At 66.9% G+C, this 20155-nt stretch carries 10 protein-coding genes; 5 read left to right on the plus strand and 5 right to left on the minus strand.

Features of this window, described 5'->3' with window-relative positions; all coding sequences use genetic code 11:
* The first annotated feature begins 23 nt into the window (after positions 1 to 23).
* Positions 24 to 4583, plus strand: coding sequence for an AAA family ATPase (locus tag OG580_RS35980; protein WP_267048264.1), 4560 nt, complete (start codon positions 24 to 26; stop codon positions 4581 to 4583).
* 564 nt (positions 4584 to 5147) lie between these two features.
* On the opposite strand, the gene OG580_RS35985 is transcribed toward OG580_RS35980, so the two are convergent.
* From OG580_RS35985 to OG580_RS35995, 3 genes are all read right to left on the minus strand, one after another.
* Positions 5148 to 8012, minus strand: a complete 2865-nt coding sequence (locus OG580_RS35985; protein ID WP_267048265.1) for an NACHT domain-containing NTPase — start codon at positions 8010 to 8012, stop codon at positions 5148 to 5150.
* 30 nt (positions 8013 to 8042) lie between these two features.
* A complete protein-coding gene (locus tag OG580_RS35990) occupies positions 8043 to 8525 on the minus strand; it encodes a hypothetical protein (RefSeq protein ID WP_267048266.1) in 483 nt (160 codons plus the stop codon).
* 423 nt (positions 8526 to 8948) lie between these two features.
* Positions 8949 to 9479 carry a transcriptional regulator gene (locus tag OG580_RS35995; protein ID WP_267048267.1) on the minus strand — a complete coding sequence of 177 codons (531 nt, stop codon included), beginning with the start codon at positions 9477 to 9479 and terminating at the stop codon, positions 8949 to 8951.
* Positions 9480 to 10036: 557 nt separating this feature from the next.
* On the opposite strand from OG580_RS35995, the gene OG580_RS36000 reads away from it, so the two are divergent.
* The 4 genes from OG580_RS36000 (at position 10037) to OG580_RS36015 (ending at position 16490) form a co-directional block, all read left to right on the plus strand.
* Positions 10037 to 10615: a hypothetical protein gene (locus tag OG580_RS36000; RefSeq protein ID WP_267048268.1), complete on the plus strand. Its 579-nt coding sequence runs from the start codon at positions 10037 to 10039 to the stop codon at positions 10613 to 10615.
* Positions 10612 to 12672 (plus strand): DEAD/DEAH box helicase family protein, encoded by a 2061-nt coding sequence (locus tag OG580_RS36005; protein ID WP_267048269.1) that lies wholly within the window; start codon positions 10612 to 10614, stop codon positions 12670 to 12672. The genes OG580_RS36000 and OG580_RS36005 overlap by 4 nt, the downstream gene beginning before the upstream one ends.
* Entirely contained in the window at positions 12662 to 15385 is a 2724-nt protein-coding gene (locus tag OG580_RS36010; RefSeq protein ID WP_267048270.1) for a TerD family protein, read from the plus strand. The genes OG580_RS36005 and OG580_RS36010 overlap by 11 nt, the downstream gene beginning before the upstream one ends.
* Before the next feature lie 262 nt (positions 15386 to 15647).
* Positions 15648 to 16490 carry a hypothetical protein gene (locus tag OG580_RS36015; RefSeq protein WP_267048271.1) on the plus strand — a complete coding sequence of 281 codons (843 nt, stop codon included), beginning with the start codon at positions 15648 to 15650 and terminating at the stop codon, positions 16488 to 16490.
* A 356-nt stretch (positions 16491 to 16846) separates the two neighbouring features.
* Here the strand turns inward: OG580_RS36015 and OG580_RS36020 are convergent, their stop codons facing one another.
* Entirely contained in the window at positions 16847 to 19048 is a 2202-nt protein-coding gene (locus OG580_RS36020) for a family 16 glycosylhydrolase (protein ID WP_267048272.1), read from the minus strand.
* 66 nt (positions 19049 to 19114) lie between these two features.
* Positions 19115 to 19987: a glycosyltransferase family 32 protein gene (locus tag OG580_RS36025; protein WP_267048273.1), complete on the minus strand. Its 873-nt coding sequence runs from the start codon at positions 19985 to 19987 to the stop codon at positions 19115 to 19117.
* Between the last annotated feature and the right edge of the window lie 168 nt (positions 19988 to 20155).

Genomic DNA, 20155 nt, shown 5'->3' on the forward strand with positions numbered 1-20155 from the left:
CGGACGGATGCCAAGAAGTTTTCGTGCCGGAAGCAGCCGGGATCGTTGAGCGGCCGCCGTGCGTCCGTACCCACACCACCTGGGCCATGTGCCCGCTCAGCCATCTGGAACGAAGCAGCCGAGCGGGCGAGCAGTCGCTAGAGTCACTGCACGGACAGGTTGCGGGGCAGGTGGGTGTACAGGTGAGCGGGCCGATGACGGCAACGCGGCGGCTCGTGGTGGTCAGCGTCAGTGACTACGGGGACGACGACAGCGTCTTCGCCGAGAACATCGCCGCCCAGGTTTCCGTGGTGACCGGCTGGTTGTCGTCACCCACGCTGCCCGATGCCGGCCGGTTCGAGGTGTCGCAGCCTGAGAAGCTGGAGCAGGTGGACGATCTGCGCCGGTTCCTGCTGGAGCAGGATCTGGCGTCCGCTGGGTACGACGAGGCTCTGGTCGTCTATGTCACCGGGCACGGGGTGACGAGCACAGCCGGCCACCATTACCTGACCTTCGCCCGGACCGAACCCGGGCGGCTGCTCGGCACCGCCTTCCCGACCCGGGAGCTGGTCTCCGCCGTTTTGGACAGCGAGGCCGAGCACATCCTGGTTCTGGTGGACTCCTGCTTCGCCGGCACGCTGGGGGCCGAGGTGGCTGCTGTCGTCAATGACCTGACGGCCGCGCGCCGTGGGCTGCCGACGCTCGCGGTCATCACCAGCGGCGATGTGCATCAAATGCCCCATGTGGGCGAGTTCACCCGGCTGATCGCTCTGGGCCTTGCGAAGGCAGCGGGCGAGGAGGCCGGGTATGTGCGCTCCCACCTGTCGCTGGCGGAGTGGGAGCAGGTCCTGGCTCAGGTGAGTGCGGAACATCCGGAGCTGATCGAGCCGGTGTGGGTGTGGCCGCGTTCGCGTAAGTCGGTCGCCAGTGCGTGTCTGCCCAATCCTGCCTTCCATGCGGTGGAGCCGGTTGTCGAAGCGGCTCGGCAGGAGGTGTCGTTGGCTCCCGAGGCGCTGCGGTACTGGGTGTCACGGTCCTCGGGACGGGTGAGCGAGGAAGACGCCGGCTGGTACTTCAGCGGTCGTGGCGTGTTGATGCGTGAGCTGATCGGTTTTGTGGTCGAGGGGGCGGGTGTTCTGGTCGTGACGGGCGCCGCCGGGTCGGGCAAGTCCGGCCTCCTGGCCCGGCTGGTCACTCTGAGCGATCCCGTGTTTCTGAACACTCCCGGCTTTGGTTCTGTCGTGCGCCAGGTGCCCGAGGATTTGTGTCCGCCTGCGGGTGCGGTCGACGTGGCGGTTCTGGCCCGGGCCAAGACGTCGCTGGCGCTGCTCGAGGATCTGCTGGAGGGCCTGGGCGTGGATCAGCGTTCTGGCGGCCTGCCTCCGTTGCAGATGCTGATGGATGTGCTGGTGCGGAAGTCGGCGGTCTGGGGGCGGCCTGTGACCCTGGCCGTCGACGGCCTGGATGAGGCGCAGCGACCGCTGGAATGCCTGGGCGATGTGATCGTGCCGCTGAGCCGGCTGCGCTTGGCTGACGGCACTGCGGCCGTGCGGCTGCTGCTCGGGTTGCGCAGCTCCGCGCCGGAGCATTCCGGTGCGTCTGTCGGGCTGAGGGATGAGCAGGCCGATCAGCTGCTGGACACTCTGGTCGACGCTTTGGGCGGATCGGACGGCCAGCAGCCGGTGGCCTGTCGGCTGGTGCGGACGGACCTCCCGGATAGTGTCACGGACATCGCGGCCTACGCCGCGGCGCTGCTGGCTGACGGGGATGCGTACCAGGATGCGCCGGCCGCCTTGCTGGAGACCTCGCGGCTGATCGCGGACGCGGTATGGCCTTCGTTTCTCGACGCCCGGCTCGCTGCGGCGCAGCTGCGCTCGTCGCGGGACGTGGAGGATCTGACGGACCCTGCTTGGCAGTCTCGGCTGGAATCGGGCACCGCCGCGCTGCTGCGGGCGGACCTTGAGCAGGTGGCCTGCGGCCATCAGACGCCCTCGTTTGTGCTGCTGGCGGTACTTCGGGCCGCTGCCTTCGGGCAGGGTGCGGGGTTGCCCTGGGCGGAAGTGTGGCCCGCTGCCGTACGCGGCGTGCTGGACGGGAATGTGCCGGACGGTGTCGGCCTGGACCAGGCCATTCGCCTTGTCCATGCCAGCCGGCTCGCCGGCTACCTGGCCCGTGGGGTCGAGGACGGCCGGGCGGTGTACCGTCCGGTTCACCAGCGGGTGGCTGAGGCGCTGCTGAACGAACCGGGGTCCTTGCTGGGTGACGTGCCGGAGGGCTCCGCGCGGCCTGCAGGGCTGGCTCATCCGCAGCGTACCCATCGCAGTATCGCCCGCAGGCTTGCAGGTCTCGCGCGGGAGGTGGCACCGCTGCCTGCTCACCCCTATGTGCAGCGGCATCTGTTGGCGCATGCCGATGCTGGTGGGGTGCTGGACGATGAGCATGTTCCTTTGGGCCTGCTGGTTCAGGAGTCTTCAAGGACATTGCGGGGGCGGCTGCGGCTGCCGTTGCCAGTGGAGGATATGAGCCGTCCCACGCTGGTGGCCGCGGCGTTGGTCGAGCCGTACCTCGATGACGGCATCGATGCCGAGTCACGGTTGTCGAGCATCGCTTTCCAGCGGACCGCGCTCAGTGACCGGGTGGATGACGAGTGGATGCTGCCGCTCGCCGAAGCCGACTATGCGGCGTTGGAGCCCACTTGGGCTGTCGCATGGTCGCGGTGGCAGGCGAACACGAATGTGCTGGCCTCGCCCCGGGGTGTGGTGCACGCGCTGTGCGCGTTTGTCGCGCCGGACGGGCGGGCCTTGGTGGCGGCGGCCGCCGGCTCGAGCGTGGGGGTGTGGGACGGTGTCACCGGTCAGCGGCTGGTCCATATCCGGGTCCCCAAGCTGCGGGATTTGGTGACGGTAAGGGGACAGGGAGGCCGGACGTTCCTGGCCTCTGCGGGCGGGGACGGCGCCGCCGTATGGGATCCGCTGTCCGGGCGCTGCCTCGCGGTGCTTCCCCGGACGGCACTCGCCGGAACGGTCAGAGCGGTTCGCGTGCTCCGGGATGGGGATGAGGAATGGCTTCTCGCTCTCCTGGCAGGTGACCGTATCCAGCTGTGGCGTCCGGCCCAGGACACCCTTCACGAGGTTCCCCTCCCCCACGCGGTCGCTCCCCGGCAGGCACGCGATTTCGTTACGGTCCGCGGCAACGGCAAGGACAGGCCATCTCTGCTCGCCTTCCCCGGGCCTGCGAACAAGCGCTACGTCGCTGTGTGCGATCCCGAGGATGCAACCGTCGCACCGCTGGAGATGCCCTACGGCTTCTCAGGTAGCTCACTGGTGTCGGTCCAGGGGCCCGGGGACCACGACGTGCTGGTGACGCAGCACGGATTCCGCCACGGAATGTACGTATGGGACCCCTACACCCGTCAGAGGGTCTCGAGGATCGGGGGCGTGGCTTCTGCGCTGTATTCCCTCGCTGGGGCTGATGGTCATCAGGTCCTGGGCATCCAGCGCAGCGGCACCCTGAGTATCCACGACCTCGGGGCACAGTCCGGCAGCTCAACGGTCTTCACCGTGCCCTACGCGAACGGGACGCTGCACGAGGTGGCCGCCGTTCCGGGTGGGCGCGGCCGGCAGTGGACGATCGTCACCGCGGGGCAGGACGGGATCCGCCTGGCTGTTCCGGCGTGGGCGAGCCGCGAGGCAGCACGCGCCGTCCAGCGACGCCGTGTGGAAAGCCCGACCGGCCGCATCTCAAGCCTCTGCGCACTCGAGGACGGAACCGGTTCGCTCATCGGTGTCCGCGACAAGAAGGCTGTGCTGCTGTCCGCCGCCGACCCGTCGTTCGTCCATGAACTGCCAATGCCCTATGTCCGGTCGGTCCGTACGTTCCCGGAGGATCACCATGTCATCGCCGTGGAAACTGGCGACGATCTGATCAGCTGGAACCTTCGTGCGGCGTGCCCCGGCGGCACGGTGTCTCAGCTGCCACGCGGGGCAGTGTGGTGCACTGCGGAGCTGCCCGGTCACCGTGGGCCTGGCTGGGTCATCGCCACCCCCTCCGGGCTGTCGTTGCACCGCCTGGACGGCGAAGTCGTCTGGCAGGTGTCAATGGCACCTGCCGATGTGCCGGGGACTCTGGGTGTGTGGCGCACGGGGCCAGGGCAGGCGGACGTGATCGTCGGTGGGCGGGCCGGCCGGATCGTCTTCTGGAACCTGGCAACGGGCGCCGTCATCCGTAGCGAACGGGCCGTCGGACGGGCTGTTCCCAGCAGCATGGTCTGTGTCCCCGTCTCCCGGCACGGGAGCAAGCTGCTGGCCGTGGCTACGGGATCGACGATCTCTTTGTGGGGTCAGGACGTGCGCGTCACGCTGGAATCACACGCTGCTGTCAATGCACTGGCCGTGGTCAAACTTCCCGGCAGGCCGCCGCTGCTCGCAGCCGGCACCGGAACGGGGGTGCAGTTGTGGGACCCACGCACACGCGAGAACGTCCACACAGTCCTGACGGCCGCCCCGGTGACGGACCTCGCCCACGTCCATGAGGGCAGCAGACGACCCCGGCTGTGGATCAGCGGACCAGCCGGGATCGCCGCTTTGTCCGCCAGCCGCCTGTGATCTGCGTTGAGAACGTCAGCCTCGCCGTCCAACTTCTGCCTGACGTTCTGGCTGTGCCGATCGACAAGCTCCCCTCACCGTGATGGCCCGCAGGAACAGGGGGCGCTGATGATCAGCGCCAAGACCAAATCTGATTCCGCAGGGAGTGCCACCCGTCTGCGGCGTCGTTGTCCAGGTATGGGTGGCTGCTCCTGCTCATGGGGCACGTTCGCCGTAACCTCGTGCTTCGAAGAGGAGACAGCGGTCGATGTCATCTACCGGAACGAATTCGGCTCCCTCAGGAACTGGGCCAGGTCGAAGAGTGGGGGCACGCCTCCAGGCATGCACGGGTGCACGGGCAAGTCAGCATGCATCGCCACGGTGAATCGGTGACCATCGCTGGACGCGTAGCCAGGGTATTCCGGGGAGACGTCACGAGGCTGGCGCTGCCTGCTTTGTCCATGTTGACGACGATGACACGCGGCGTAGCTGCGTCCAACCGGCCCCGGGAATGGGTGTTGTAGTAGGAGCAGCCGTTCTGCCCAGCAAAGCCAGCGGCCTCTTCACAGCGTGATGCCACGCGTGTCAGGGAAGTCGGGGGATGGGCTTGGGATGCTTCTGCGGGCAGGTGCCAGCGTCCACGGGTCTGGTGGCACCGCATGTCTTGCAGGTCCATTGCAGTGCCGGAGACAGCAGGGCTGTCTCGAGGGCGGGCAGGTTGTCAGGCGATGGAGCGTGTAGTTCCTGTGCTGCGGTGTGCCGTACGAGCAGATCTGGGTCGGCCAGGAGGTATCGGGCCTTGTGGTGCTGACGGCTATGGCTGAGTGCGGCGGCGGTGACACGTGCGGCTCCGGCCCTGACCAGTGGATCGTCTGTCGGCAGGGCCAGGCCCGGCCACCGGTGGGTGAGGAGGGCGGCGGTGTTCATGCGGTCGAACGCCGTGAGGTTAGGCAGTGCCGCGAGCGCGCGTTCTGCGAGGTCCGTTGGCGGAGTGACGGTGGCTGCAGTGAGCAGCAGGGCAAGGTACGTGAGCCAAGGGTTGCCGGTGTTGAGCGTATCGATGACGAGGTTGGAGTCGATCCTCTCAAGGTGGAGCTGGGGTGTGGGTGTGCGGGTGCTGGGCAGGTAGAGCAGCCCCCAGTCCGGGTTCTGAGGATCCTCGTCGCGCAGGCTGCGGAGTTGCGCGCCGGCCAGTGCACTATCCAGGCCGCTGGCCTCGGCGATCAGCCGGAAGGCGCTCTGCGTCAGGTCGGCGTGGTGTGTGACAGCGTCCGCGACGACCCTCATCGGCTGGGCCTTCATCCTGAGGGCGGAAGTGAGAGCGGCGGCCTCATTCAGGTGCCAGGCCTGAGCTGGGGTGAGCTGCGTGGCGGTGGTGTTCAGCGCTGCCAGGAACTCGAAGGGAACAGCCATCTTCTTGTACGAGTCGCTGAAGGTGGCCAGGAAGTTCCCGGTCGCCTCGGTGAGGACGGCAGCAATCGCTCCGTGGTACCCGAGCCGGGGCAGTTCTGTTTCCAGCCACTCGAAGGTGTCTAGGGTGACGTGGTGGGTGGTTGCGATCAGGTGAGGCAGGATGCCGGGCCGTGCAGCCAGGACGTGCTCGACGGCGAAACGAGCGAGTGAGTCGGTTCCGGCGATCCCAGGTTCACGAACTGAGGTGATGGTTGCCGCGGCGGCAAGGCCGGCTTCGATGGTGTCGAGTTCGCTCTCGATGGGTTCGCTGCCCCGTCTGGTGGCCTGTCGCTGTGCCCGCAGGGCGGTGATGACGGCCTTCTGCTCGGGCCCCAGGGTTTCTGCGGTGTCGGTGAGCTGCTGGGTTTGGGTGGCGTCGAGGTCTTCATCCGCGAGACGGGCTGCGAGTTCGGCGCGCGGGGATCCTCCGGTGTAGAGGTGGAAGACGCCGTCGTCTTCGGCTGCCTCTGGGTGACTGGGCTGGAGTGTCTGGAGGCGGGCGAGCTGGGCGTCGCGGTATGTGTGGAGTGCGTTGTCGTCGAAGACAGTTCCGTCGGTGAGCGCGTCGTGCACCAAGTCGAGTGCTGTTCCGCCTGTGTGGAGCGCCTGCTGGATGAGGGCGTCTGCGGCATGTGGGGAGAGGCTTGCGGCGAGCCGGGCGGTTTCCCGGCGTTCGGGGTCTTCGAAGGTGGTCTGCATCCACCCGGTCATGTGATCCGGGTGGCGTGTGGCCCAGCGTGCATCGCCAATCTCGGCGAACAGGCGTGTGCGGGCTGTGAGGTTTCCCTGGTGCGTGTCGGTGATGAATACACCGGCAGTTGCGTCCCAGTACTCCAGGATGTGGCGTGCCATGGTCGCGGCCGTACCTGCCGGTTTGCCCCAGTGCTGTTGGAGGCGGGCGCTGACGGCCTGGTGGGCGTTATGCCAGGTTGCCGAGCCGGAGGGGTTGATGGCGTGTGCAATGTCGTCGAAGCAGTCGATCAGGATGTCGGCGGTCAGCTGGGGATCGGTATCGGGCAGGGTCTTTGAGGAGCGGCGCATCTCCCATCCACGGACACTGCTGTCGATTACTTCATTGAGAAGACGAGCCCGGTTGCCTGGCATGACGGCGTCCGGGCGTTCCGCGATGAGCAGCACCATCAGTGTGGCCAGAAGCGGCACGTTCCACAGGGCTGGTTCGGCGCGGCGGGAGCGTTCGACGCGGCTGCGGAGGGCTTCGCGCGGGTTGGGATGATCGGAAGGGTGGGCGGCTCGCTCTGCGACGGTGTCCAGGAGGCGGTCGAGAGTGCCGCTCAGGTCGTTGGGAGGGCGGAGCTCGTAGAGGGGAAGGCCGAGGCGGGCGGCCGCTTGCTGGGAGGAGTACCGGGAGGTGACGACCACGTCGCAGTCGGCGGGCAGCTGGCTGATCAAGGCGGCGACTGCTTCAACTACTGCGTCCTGACGCTCGTGGACTTCGTCGAGGGCGTCGAGAACGATGAGTGCTTCGCCTGCATCGATCTGTGAGACGAGTGCCTGTGCAAGCAGGGGGTTGGTGGTGCCCACGGCTGCGCGGACCAGGTCGGCGGGGTGGAGCAGGTAGGGGCCGGCCGAAGGCAGAAGCGGGACCAGGTCTTTCATCGGCAGCCACACGGGGACGGGGGCATGGGGGTGTCCGGCCCAGTGCGCGGTGAGGAGACGTGAGGCGACGGTTTTTCCCGAGCCGGGGGCTCCGACGAGGAAGAGACGGCCTTGGCGACGGACGGTATCGGCAAGCCTGCTGCGGCCGGGGCCTTGGCCGGGAGTCTTGGCTTGGAGGTGTCGAGTGGCTCCGGGGACGGTCATCGATGTCAGTCCGCGGCCGAGGTCGGCAAGCGGCAGGGTGTCCTGGTCGGCTGCCCACTTCTCCCGGTACTCGGTCAGTGCCTGGTCCCTGGCTTGGAGCCGGGCGGCTTGTGCGCCTGCCTCGTCTGCGATCAGGGGAAGCTTCGCGTCGGAAACCCAGGCGCGCCACTGTGTCACGTGGGATGCGGTGCGCTGCTCGGCCTGGCCTCACACCGCTGCCTTCATGGCGCGGAAGGCTGTCCGACCGTGTCCTGCCGGGACGACGGCCGCGTTCAGGCAGGCCGCGCCCAGGGCCTCGTCGGGGCCGTTGTCCCGGGCGTCCAAGGCGATCACCTTCGCCGCGGCCAGGAGCCGTTCCGTGCCGGCATGGTCCAGGCCGTGCGCGGCTGCCAGTTTACGCAGCGCGTCGAGCCGTTTGACGGCTGGTGCGGTCAGCGACGCGCCGCTCTGGTAGGTCGCGAGAGCCTGTGCAGTGCGGGCCAGCAGATCGTCGGTTCTGGTGACGACGAAGAGCAGTTCGTCGCCCTTGCGGCACTCTCCGGATTCGACAGCCCGGCACCACTGGTCGACGGTCGAGGTGAAGGCTGCCGGAGTGGGGGAAAGCTTGGCCTGCATGAATGCCGTCGTGCCGTCAGCAAGGTCAACAACGACATCGTCGACGTGAAGATCTGCTTCCATGCGCAGCTTCACGGGCATAGCGTCGGAGCGGAGCCATGGGACCGCCTCCCCCAACAACCCATAGACGGCGATGAGCGCCGCGATCCCAGACCGGTGACTGGCACCTGCCTCGTTGCTCGCTCCGCCGAGCGCACCCGGCCTGGCCGTGTCCATCTGTCACTCCTCAAAGGCTGTGCGTTCCCTTTGAGGGAGCCCCGATACGCCGTACGCACGATGCTAGGGCAGGGACGGGGCAGCTTGGTGAGTGTCTCGGAGGGGCATCGCGCGTGGGTGGGTCCGGGGCCTACGTCAGGGGCAGAACGGCGGGAAGAGCGGGATGGGCCTTGGACGCCTTCGTTGCTTCTGAGCTCGTCGAGTCGGGACAAGGCCCATCGGGCTGGGTTTGAGTGGGGGCTGTCACGCGGTCGGCTTTCCCGGCTGTTCGTCAGCAGGGATTCAGACGCCGAATCCAAGGTGGGCTACATAGCTGTACGCGCTGTGGTCTGATCCGAGGTCGTGAACGATCGACTGCCACAGGTCATCGAGTGCGGCGTAGTCGTTGCTGCTCCAGGCGTCCACGATGGCCGCCCATTGCCTCCGTACGTTGATGCGGCGCACGCGGAGCTCCCTGCGCCGGCTGGGCTCTACCTGTTCCTGGTCGACCGGGTGGATCTCGATGCGCGTGCCGCGGCCGTCATCCCAGAGGCGCCGCTTGTAGTACTCGGTCAGATGAGTGCGGCGGCATGTCCAGAACGCCCAGTCGATCTTCTTCAGGTTGGCCGGCCCAGGGCGCTGCTGTCCGCTCTTCCATCGGGCGATGGTCTGGTCTGTGGCGGTGATCCCGGCTCTGCGTAACCATTGATCGCCTCGGTTGTCCCAGGTGAGGTAGCACAGCCTGATCGCCAGTCCGCGCGAGGTGTTCACCGAGGGAAGCCGCCTGCCGGCCCGGTCGTCGAGCTGGCGTGCCAGTGCTTCACCGCCGGACATGCCGCGGGCTCCGTACAAGCCCCGCTCGCCCCAGCGTTCCTCCGGTGTGAGCGGCACTGAGCGGGAGTCGTCTCGCATCGTTTCCTCGGTGTCCTTTCAGTAGGCGGGTTGGCACAGACTTACCGTGAGGCGTGCGGCTCGACGGTTACATCAGGACAGTTCCTGGAGCGACGGCGGAGTCGGGCGACCTCGTCGGCGCTGGGCTTCGGCTGGGATGAGTCCGTCGAAAGCCGGTCTCCTGGGCCTGCTGGAGTAGTCGGCTTCGCTTTGGCCATAGCGCGGGCGCGGACTGTGGGTGGCTGGCTCGTCTATGTGACCTTGGGTTCAAAACCACTTGTGGGTTACGGGCGAAAGGCTGCGCTGGGGGTTCCATCTGGGACAGTTCTGCTGCTGCCTTGGCCGTCCTCCTGAGAGGCTTCGGGCTCGCCGCTTTGTCTGCCGGTAGTGAGCTGCCCTGACACTGCCAAGGCTCTGGTCAGCGACACACATATGATCGTCTGATCGTCGTCCGCTCGACGCGTACTGGGGTGGGGATTATGGGTGCCTGGGTGGAGCGCATGGCTGCGATTCCCGGCATTGCTTTCAGCGGCAGCCCGGGGGTGGTCCGCAAGATGCTGCCAGGCGCGAAGGATCGCCCGGACGAGAGGTACGGCGAGCCGATGTGGCCGACGGCAGCAGGAAGCACGTCTGCGACGCCGGCCAGTCGGCATGTGCCGTTCGAGGCGCGGGGCGGGGAGTTGGCCGCACGGGTCTGGGAAGCGTTGGAGCTTCCGGGTTCTGCGATGGACTATCACTTCGTTCTGCAGACTGCGGTTGACCGGTTCTGGTCGGAGCGCCGTTCCGATCCTGATGGCCTGCGGCTGGTTGAGGACTTCGCCCGGCTGGATCTGCAGCTGATGGAGGCTGCCCCGCAGGCAGTGTCCTTCGACTTCGAGGTTTCCGGCGGTGAAGCCACGTTCGTTCGGGTCTCGTCGGTGCCTCGTTTGGTAAGTCTCCTGGAACGTGAGGGGGCTTTCGGAGAGGCTCTCGCGCTGGCGCGGCGGCTTGCGCGGTTCAAGCAGGGTGAGGAGGCGGTGGCGCGGCTGTCGGAGAAGACGCGCGCGTTTGCCGCTGAGGCCGAAGGCGGACCGGTGTGAGTGGTGGGCTGGAGCAGGTGATCCCCGCTTCCTCGTTTTTGGAGGAGGCGTTTGTGCGGTGGGTGCTGACGCCGGCGGTCGATGCGGCGGTCGTGCCGCGGGTGCACAGCCAGTTTCCGATCAGCGTCGGTGAGCGTAACTATCGGCTGGACTACCTGATCGCTGGTGAGAGTCTGCGGCTTGCGGTCGAGCTGGACGGGTTTGCCTTTCACAGTGATCGGGCGGCGTTCACGTATGACCGGCTACGGCAGAACGACCTGGCGGCCAGCGGTCTGACTGTGCTGCGTTTCTCCTACGATGCGGTGCGCACGGATACAGCTCGCTGTGTTGCTCAGTTGCAGGCGCTGCTGATGCAGGATCCCTTGTTGGCGCCGTTGGTGACAGCTGTGCCGCGAGTCGAGGTACCCGATATGGCGGGTGATCCGATGCGAGCAGCCGATCCACCGCTTCGGGCCGAACTACTGCCGGGCGGGGAGTATTTCGCTGGTGCTCGTGCCCGGATGGACAGGTCGCCGTTGCGGGCGTGTCAGGACGAGGCGTTGGCGGCATTGGCGAACTACTACGCTTCCGGCGGTCGGCACGCGGTGGCGGTGATGGCGGTCGGGGCGGGCAAGACGGCGCTGGGTGTGGCGGCTGCGTTGTCGTTTACCAGGCGCAGGGCGTTGGTGGTGACGCCCGGATCGGTTATCCGGGGCACGTTTGCCAAGGCGCTCGATCCGGGGATGCCGGGCAATGCTCTGTATGGGCTTTCCGGTGGGCCGCTGCTGCCGGGTACGGCGCCGCCGGCCACGCTTGTCCTGGACGCGCAGGATGGTCAGATCAGTCAGGTCAGTAGGGAGCGGCTGCTGGCCGCTGATGTGCTGGTCACGAATTTCCATTCGCTCGGCAGCGGCAAGGCGGAGACGGATCTGTTGGCCAAGCTGCAGCCGGAGGACGTGGACTTCATCGTCGTCGACGAGGCTCACATCGCGGCCAGTGCCTCGTACCAGCGGCTGTTCGCGCACTTCCGGGATGCTCGGACGCTGCTGATGTCGGCGTGCTTCAAGCGGCTGGACGGCAAGCCGATCGATGCCGCTGTGGTCTACCGCTACCGTCTGGTGGATTCCGTCGCGGACGGCTCGGCGAAGAATCTGCGGGTACATCGGTTCGCGCCTGATGTGACGTCGACCTTGTACGAGGCGGTGTGGCCGGACGGCCGGCGTGAGCAGATCGTGGGCCGGGACGCGCTGCTGGAGGCGCTGGGTGACGAGCGGAAGATGGCTCGGATCACTGCACAGTCCGAGGCTCCGATCCGGCAGGTGATGGCCGTGACCCGGGCGTGTCTGGACGCTCAGGCCAAGCTGCTGGCACCTATCAAGCCCCGGGTGCTTTTCTCGGCGATGGGGCAGGCTCACGCGGAGCAGATCGCGCGGATCGCCGAGGAGTGTGGCATCCCGTGCGCCACGCTGCACCACAGCATGCCGTCTGGGGCGATTGCCTCCACGAGGCGGCGCTTCGAGTCGGATGCGGGAGATCTTCAGGGCATCGTGCAGCTGCGGATGCTCGGGCAGGGCTACGACTTCCCGCCGGTCACCGTGGTTGTTCCGATCCGCCCATACGGCAGTTTCGGGGAGTTCTACCAGTTCATCGGCCGCGGCGTCCGTGTTCTGCGGCATCCCGGGGTTGCTGCGGAGCAGCAGTACCTGGATGTGGTCTGTCATGCCGAGCTGGGCCTGGAAGAGCATCTGGAGGCCATGTGCGCGGACAACGATATGGACCCCGATCTGCTGCTCTCAACCACCCCGATCGATGCTTCCGCCGTGGAGGAGCTCCTCGCTGGTGACGGTGATGACCCGGGGGTGGCCGGGCCGGGAGGGGTGGACGCGTTCGTGCTGTATGAGCAGGGGCGTGTCGAGCAGCGTGTCGTGCACGATGTGGATCGGGTGGAGGCGCGACGTGCTGAGCGGGAAATGCAGCTGATGGCCCAGCGCTATGCCGCCTACGTGCAGGGCACGGCGACGCCTGTGCCGTTCGAGCAGTTCGTCGGGTACATGAGGAGGCTGTCCGGTGGCCAGTGACACGACGGCGCGCTGGTGGCGGTCTGCGTTGGAATGCAGCCCCGATGCGGCGCTTGGGTTGGAGGCCGCTGTCGGGCAGCAGCAGCGGTTCACTGACCTCGACGCGATGGTTGGCCGGTTGCTATCCCTCGCGCTCAGCGGCCGACCATTGGTGACGGTTACGCCTGGCAGTGCTCAGTCGTCGGACAGCGTCGAGGTCGCAGTCCTCACAGCTCAGGAGCGGGCTTGGTGTGGCGAGGCGTTCAGGGTGCAGGAGCAGCAGCGGCGTGGCGCCTGGTTCGTTCCGCAGAAGATGTCCCTGAAGGCGGGAGTGGTCAATCTGTCGCATCTGCTGCGCGCACGCCCCGCCTACGCGGTGACCCTGGCAGGGGATGACACTGCCCGTCTCAATGTGGTGGAGGGGGCGGACGCGGTCTTGCTGTGGGCGTTGCTGGTGCCGTTGTTCGAGACGCTGCTGGAACCTGTGCGGGTGCGGGCGGCGGGTCCGGCGGGGACGCGTGAGGAGCAGCGGCAGCTGTGGTCTGCCGTTAAGGACCGGTATCGGTCGCTGGGCATCGACAGTGGTGCGCTGGAGGCGTTTCGGTTCGGTGGCGGGTGGCATCTGCTGGACCGGGCCGGTCAGCAGCAGGCGCGTCTGCGGCTGCTGGATGCCCTGGCTGCGGTTGATCCGGTTCAGCTGGCCGCGCGCCACCGCATGCTGATGCTGCAGGGTTTGATGTCCGCGTTCGCCAAGAAGGCCAAGACGGGCACCGCTCTGGCGCGCCGGGTGCTCACGCGGGCGCTGCAGCCGGTTGTCTCCGGCTACTTCGCCGGCGACTGGCTGGCGGTGCTGGACTATCTTCATGCCCCACCGCATCCGGACGAGGAAGTGATCATCGCGCTTCCTGAAACGCGTCTCTATGTGGGCATGTCGTCCCAGGCAGCCAACACGGCTGCTGAGGCGGGTATCCCCGAGAGCGAGCTCCATGCCATGCTCGCGGCCTTCATGGGCGGTGGGACGTCTCTTTCTCCTGTGGAGGAGCGCTCTGCGGCCTTGCGTGACTGGTGGGCCGCGTTCGACGAGGCACATGCCCTGCAGAAGCCGGGCATGGTGCCGTTGTGGGGGCTGGTCGACCAGGATCTTATGAGCGTGTCCCGCACCGTGCAGGGCTTCACGCCGCAGCTGTATGCACACCTACTGCCTGCGGAGATCCGTGAGAAGGTGAGCCGGCTGTGGGAGACGGTCACACTGCCGCGTCACCCTGGCAGCATCGTCAGCAATCCGAGGCCGCACTTGACGATGGCCGAGGCTCTCGGGCCTGCGGCTGAGTTCTGGCACGGTGTTGGCCTGACCGCATGGTTCTGCTGCGAAGGTCCCATGTCTCGCACCACACTGTCCGGGATCGAGCGCTACTACCAGCAGCCCTTGGCCGCCCTGCAGGCCGCCGGATACCCGGTCGACCCCGCACTCTTCGAGGAGCTGGGTGCTGCCGAGCAGCAGCTGGGGCCAGAGAAAGAGATCACTGACAGCCGGGGCAGTACCGTCGAGACCGACTACGGCACTCTCACCTTCACCACCAGCATGGGCCGTGGAGTACGCCGGGACGGGTTCGAGCAGGTACGGGACCTTATAACCCGCCACCGGCGTCAGTGGGCGCACAATCATCTCGATGCGTACGTTGAGCACCGCTGGCGCTGCGAGCTGGAGGAAGTCGCCCACCAGCATCACCGCCATGTCGCCGCCAAGGGTCGGCCACCCACCCTGATCCAGTTCGCCCGGTTCGCCACGCAAGCAGCCAACCGCTGGACGGGCGGAGACCTCGGCGCGCTCTACACGGTGATCGGCGAGCCGGCACCCTCACAGCAGGCCCGGCCCGCGCGTCTACTGGAGGGCGACGACGGCTACGACTTCGCCCGACGGATGTATCAGGAACTCGGCGGCGAGCCAGTTGTCCAAGACACTTTGGCGCACAAGCCCGAAGAGGCACGTCGGCAGTGGCAGCTGGATCGTCTGGCCACCGAAAGCCTTCGCTACCTGCAGCTCCAGGAGGCACTCGGACAGCCCCCGACGGCGAAGCAGTTCGGGGCACATCGGCTTGCCTGGCCGTGGCCCGGGGAGGAGGACGAGGGCTGGCCGATCCTCCAGCGCGTGCTGACGACACTCACGAGGGGTGCGGCTGTGTCTGGCCACTGCCCCGCCGTCGCAGTCCCCGCGGATTCTGTCCGGGCCCTGAACAGCCCCCCTCTCGCCAAGGGTGCCAACGCCTTCCTTCGGACGGAGGCGACGACCGTAGAACTCACCACGACCGGGGCACCTGTCGACGTGTCCGCAGTGCTCCTTTCCTGCGACGGAAAGGTCCGCAGCGACAGCGACCTCGTCTTCTACAACCATCCCAGCCATGATGGTGTGGCTGTCGGCGGCAGCACCGTCACCGCGGACCTGGAGCAGGTTCCCGGTGACGTCACGACGATTGCCGTCGTGGCCAGCATCGATCTCGAAGCGCAGCCTGCTGCCGTGTTCGACCAGCGCGCTACGTGGCGAGTCGATATCGCCCAGCCGTCCGGAACCCGGCTGTCCTTCACGCCGGCACCTTTCACCTCTGGTGAGACTGTCGTCGTCACGGTAGAGCTGTACCGCTACGACGGCGGGTGGAAGACACGCGCTGTCGGCCAGGGGTATGACACTGGCCTGGCAGGCCTCGCCATCGACTACGGCATCGACGTCGAGGACTGACCGTGGTGCACGACCTCGCCCGACTGCTTCATCGTCATTCACCGCTCGAGGAGGAGCAGTTGGCGCGGTGTGGGCTGGAGGCAGACGGCACGCCGAGCACACCTTGGTAGCGGCCCCGGCATGATCCTGACTCGGTCCCGGGGAGCACGGGCAGGGGCTGCCGTGCCCGGCGAGAGTGCCCCATCCTGGCGTACTGGGCGGGAAGGGGCAGCCGTGACTGCGTGGCCCTGGCATTGTCAGTCCGCTGTGCCAGAGTGCGCCTGTGAATCTTCAAGATGCTGCTGATCTCGGCACCACGCTGGCCGCGATAGCCACGGTCACTCTGGTGTGGTTCGGTCTGATTCAGCTACGGGCTCTCAAGAGGCAGGTCGAGTCGGCCCAGCAGTCAAGCGACGCTGCGGTGAGCGCGGCAGGGGCAGCTCATATGTCGGTCCGTGAGGCGGCGCGGGCCCGGATCGATGAGCAGGTCGCACGCGTAGTGGTACTGGCCGAGCGACCCAGATGGCCCCCCTTCATCACTCCTGATCTCGTTGCCGAGGAAAGGCATCGACTGTTTGAGTCGATGACATACCACGCCTCGGCCGAGGTGGGGCGTGAGGAGTTCGTCTTTCCTGAACGCTCCGATCAGCTGATGTGGTTCGAGGTACGCAGCGTGGTGACCAACGAAGGGCGGTCCACGGCAAGGGTCCGTATCGTCGGTGACGGCGAGTTCATCGCTGGTGCGTCTCCCCTGTTGCCCGATGGACGGGTCGAGGTTCCGCCGGTGGCGTCCGAGTGGCGCAGCGATCGCAGTTACCTGTTCCGGGAGCATGTTCTTCGCCCCGGGCAGTCCGCGATGTTCCGGTGGGCTGCCGCGCATACCGTGGCGGGCTGGACCGAGGACTCGGCTGATCGTGGGGCACCCCGTGCGGGTGTGAGCCTGGAAGTCTTCGACTCCGCCGCCCACGGCGTCATCGACACGGTCAAACTGGAAGTCCAGGCCCGGCCTCTCGTAGCGGTGCCCACGCGGTCGGGGCACTGCGTACTGGCTGACGGACCGTCCGAGGTGGATGTCGTTGTCTGGCCGGCTGAACGCCGGTACCTCGCCGAGGAGGCTTCCGCTTGAGCCAGCGTTGCCCACTTGTGTGATCTTGGCTTCCGCAGTGGCTGGCGTAGAGGCGCTGCTACGCGGCTGGTGGTCTCGCAGGAGCCAGCAGGTCTTGATGGCGGGCCAGCTGCAGTCGGCCCATCTGCTGCAGGCCGTGGAGCCGCGGCGGCGTGTCTACGGTGACTTCGTGGCCCGGGTCTCCCGGATGCGTTCCAGGCTGTATGGGGCATGAGACTACGGGCCTGGCGACGGATACGGCCGCTTGCTTCTCGTCCTGGAGGACGAGCAGTTCATCGGCATCCTAGGCGGCCTTGGTTGCTTCTGAGGGTGTTGAGCCGGGAACGCTGATCGGGCGGGCACCGGCCGGGGCGGTTTCAGCGGCGCACTTCGAGGGATGTGACTTCGAGGGTTGCGGGCAGTACGTGGGGAGGGAGAGGGCCGGCGAATTCGGTGGACACGCTGTTCCAAAGGTTGAGGTTGAATTCCATGGGCTGGTCAGGGATGGGGGTTGGGTCCCACAGATGTCGTTCGTGGACGACGGTGCCGTCGACGCGCCAGCGGATGCAGTCCGGTCCCCACTCGATTGCGTAGTCATGGAAGTTTTTTGAGGCGTCAAAGCCGAGGTCGACGAGCAGGGGGGTGCCTCGGTAGCCGTATTCAAGCTTCGTTCCGGGGGCCCCCGGGTTGTAGAAGACGTTGACGAGCATGCGGGTGGTGTCCCGGCCGAGGAACTCGATGTCGATCTCCTGACGCGGACCGTTGCGGTGCAGGAACAGTCCGGAGACCAGGCCTGAGCCGGAGGGCACGCGTAGCCGGGCAGCGAACGTGCCGTAGAGGTAGGAGCGGCGGGTGGCGATGGCCGCTGCGGTGAGGTTGCGGACCTTGCTCGGTTCATGCCGCAGGGTGAGTAGAGCTGGCCCTGGGTGATGCAGGGTGGTGTTTCCGGGGCGGAAGAGGGCCTGGTTGCCGGGGAAGGTGTCGTTCCGCAGGTACCAGTCGGTGTTGTCGAACGCTGGCATCGTCTCGGCGTGCCAGGCCGCGACTGTGAGGGGCTGTGGTGCGGCCAGGCTGTTGTCGTGGCTGATGGCAGTGGTCTCTTGGGCCGGTGTCAAAGGCAGGCGCATGAGCCCGGACCATGCGGGGTGTTCGATGATCCACGGGGAGGTGTCCCATGCCATGCGAGGCTGGGGACGTACCAGGGACTCGGGTGACCGGTGGCGCTGCGTGAGATGCCGTTGTCCTTGGTCGGGCGTTCGGGGCCAGGGGTGGGAGGGGTAGTCCTGGCCGAGGAAGCGGGCCAGTCGTTCCCAGGGATCCGGGTCGTCCGCGGCAAGGATCAGGTATCTGTCGCTGTTCAGGCTGGACAGCAGGCTGGCCCACGGACCGCGGATCTGGGCACGGGGTGCCGGTGCAGCCGAGGTCGTGACGATGAGGCGTGCCTTTGTGCTGGCTAGGACGCGTCCGACTTCGCTGGGGTGGAGTGAGCCGATGTTGACGTAGGCATCGAACAGCCGTCTTTGGCTCTTGCGCAGGAGTGCTTCCCTTTCCCTGGCGGGCAGGGAGGTGAGGTCGCTGATACAGCGCAGTCCAAGAACGGATAGCGCGGTGGCGGTCGCGGACAGGCCGCTTCCTGGTTCGCCGACGACGATGACGGGGTGCTTGAGAGGCTGGCGCCGGGGAAGCTGAGGCTTCTCCCGGCGGATCGCGCCTACCTTGGCCAGGACAGGCATGACCGAGTAGGAGTTGCTTGAGGCGATGCCGGGGCGCTGCTCGATGACGGGCCGGGGTGTCATCCGCACGGTGAGGTCGGGGAACTGCAGGTTGATCCACAGGTCGATGGGACCGTGCGCCGGCAGGCGGTCGACGAGCTTGCGGGCTGCCTCGCGGGACAGGACGTAGCCGGACAGCTGCCACAGGCCACTGGTGGGGGTCACGAGCGCGGGTGCGGCGCGTGACCGTCTGCGCTGTGCTGGGCGGGTCTCCTGGTAGGACAGGTACAGCAGGTCCACATCTCGTCCGCGGGTGTGCTCGGCGCGGAGTTCCTTCCATGCGCGTTCCAGCAGCGGCATGCACGCACGGGTGATGTATGCATCGTCTTCGAGGACGAGGACGTGCGGCGCGTCACCATCGGCGATGAGTTTCCAGACCTCGATGTGTGAGAGGGCGACCGCGATCTCCTGTGCTGTCATGGCGATGCGGGTAGCGTGTGCTGCCGCGTCGATGTCCAGGTGGGGATGGGGGTCGACCAGGAGCTGCTCGGCCAGGGTATAGGTGGGCTCGAGGAGTGCAGGCGGGGGCGGGCCCTGTAGGTGACGGGCGTCGATCGCCGCGAAGCGGCGCGTGAGGGTGCTGAGCGGGTTGCCGTGCTGGTCATGAAATCTGGCGAGCTCGCGGTTGACCATGGCCCAGCGTTCCTGTGCACGGTCGAGATTGATGACGTAGATGCGCCCGATGGTGGTGTGCGCGGTTTGGCGGGAGAACGCGCTGGTGGTACGACGCGCGGGCAGCCGTCGGGTGCGGTACTGGGTCTGCGCTCGCAGTGTGTGGCGCAGGCCTTTGAGGGATGCGAGGTTCATGGGGTGAAGGGTGCTTCCGTCGGGCTCTGGGAACTACGGGTGCCTGTCTATGGGAGGCAGGGGCAGCTAAGACTGCTGCCATAGTCGCCAGTTCCTTTCATCACTGCGGTAGCTCAGTGGCCATCGGCTGATGGCTACGTGATCCCAGTTGGAGAGGATCTCGACGTCGACGGGCTGCTTCTGTTGCTGTTTGTCGTAGGCGTACTGGGCCAGTGCGGCAGTGAGGTTTCCTGGGCCCGTCATGGACTGGATGTCGATTGGTCCGCCACCGTGGGAGAGGATCGCGCGGGTGCTTGCTTCCAGCGCGGCTTCGATGACAGGGTGATGGGCTGGCGCGATGATCGGGTTGTTGTTGATGTAGTGGATCCAGGTGTCTGGATCCACATCGGTAGTTGCCGCGTGGTGGGCGTCGACCATCGTGTCGGTCGCGGTGTCGTAGCACAGTGCCTGCACCCTGAGCCGGGAGTCACGAAAGAGGTGCTTCCAGTCGGCACCTTGGTAGGCGTCGTCGGCGTCCACGTAGAAGCCTCCGCGTTGCGCGAGGTAGCACAGCCGGAAGTAGTCGCTGCGCATCGCCGGATGCGGGCAGGCGTCGAAGGCTGCGACGTGCGCTGGTGTGTGAGCGGAGCGGATGAACGCACGGGCGGAGTCGTCCCCGTAAACCTTCCGCCGAAAGCCCTGGCGTTCGAGTGCCGACCAGCTCCTCATGCACTGCGCCACGTCGGCAGGAACACTGTGGGGGTCGTCCCAGAACTGGATGATCACCCGGGGCACGGGGGCAGTCGGCCATGCTCCGTCCGGTGCGGTCAGCGCGCGGGTGAGACTCCTGAGGTATGCGGACCTGAGCCGGTGATCGTCGATGATCTGTTGGATGGCGGGCTGGCCAGCCGCGGGCTGCTCGCTGTGGCCAGGCAGATCCCACGCAGAGGGAACGCTCATCGGCCCTCCTTCGTAACTCCCCAGGCTGTATCAGTCTCGGACCTTGCCACATGAGCTTAGTGATCTCCTGCAGAACGCCCAACGTCCCGCAGCCGGCCCGGGGGTGAGGCCAGCCGCAGGGCCGGTCGGGTGGGGCACCCGGCCTCGCTGTGGCGGCGCTGCGGGCGG

The sequence above is a fragment of the Streptomyces sp. NBC_00094 genome (assembly GCF_026343125.1).
GTDB lineage: Bacteria > Actinomycetota > Actinomycetes > Streptomycetales > Streptomycetaceae > Streptomyces.

Coding starts and splice junctions, on each gene's coding strand:
- OG580_RS35995 (WP_267048267.1), bottom strand. CDS start 9,479: ATGTCCGGCGGTGAAGCACTGGCACGCCAGCTCGACGACCGGGCCGGC.
- OG580_RS36000 (WP_267048268.1), top strand. CDS start 10,037: ATGGCTGCGATTCCCGGCATTGCTTTCAGCGGCAGCCCGGGGGTGGTC.
- OG580_RS36020 (WP_267048272.1), bottom strand. CDS start 19,048: ATGAACCTCGCATCCCTCAAAGGCCTGCGCCACACACTGCGAGCGCAG.
- OG580_RS36025 (WP_267048273.1), bottom strand. CDS start 19,987: ATGAGCGTTCCCTCTGCGTGGGATCTGCCTGGCCACAGCGAGCAGCCC.